Source organism: Microbispora sp. H10670 (assembly GCF_014161385.1).
Lineage (GTDB): Bacteria > Actinomycetota > Actinomycetes > Streptosporangiales > Streptosporangiaceae > Microbispora > Microbispora triticiradicis.
The window spans coordinates 1-707 of record NZ_JABBWW010000100.1 but is presented as its reverse complement, the minus strand read 5'-3'; the positions used below and the strand labels follow the sequence as shown (position 1 = coordinate 707).

At 69.2% G+C, this 707-nt stretch carries 1 protein-coding gene; it reads left to right on the top strand.

Annotation, left to right across the window (positions count from 1 at the left end):
* Window positions 1–11: 11 nt before the first annotated feature.
* A partial coding sequence (locus HHX33_RS34730) for an IS110 family transposase (protein ID WP_259403179.1) occupies window positions 12–707 on the top strand: 696 nt, incomplete at its 3' end.

Below are 707 nucleotides of genomic sequence, written 5' to 3'. Positions count from 1 at the left end.
ACAGGACGACGATGACCCCCATTACACCCCAAGACCCGGCGAGTATCGAAGTCGCCGGTGGAGTCGACACTCACCAAGACACCCATACCGCAGCCGTGATCGACCAGGTAGGGCGCGTGCTGGGCACCGAATGCTTCCCGGCCGGCCCAGCCGGCTACACCGCCCTGCTGGCCTGGATGCGTTCCTTCGGACGACTGGTGCGGGTCGGTGTCGAGGGGACGGGTGTCTACGGGGCCGGGCTCGCGCGGCTGTTGCGAGATGAGCACGTCCAAGTGGTCGAGGTCGACCGGCCCAACCGAAAGACGCGCCGCTTCCAGGGCAAGTCCGACCCGATCGACGCCATCGCCGCGGCCAAGGCCGCCCTGGCCGGAGACAGGACCGGCACCCCCAAGCAGCGCGATGGCCGGATCGAGGCGCTGCGCAACCTCCGCGTGGCCCGCCGCTCGGCGGTCGACCAGCGCGCGGAGGCCCAACGCCAGATCAAAGCCCTGATCGTCACCGCTCCCGACGAACTGCGCGAACGACTGCGCCGCCTGCCCGTCAAGGAATTGATCAAGGTGTGTGCGGGTCTGCGGCGGAGCGGGCCGACGCCGCGAGTGCGGCCACAGCCGCCAAGATTGCCCTGCGGTCGCTGGCCCGCCGCCACCAGCAGCTCACACAAGAGATCGACGATCTCGACGAACTCCTGGACCCACTCGTGGCTGCCA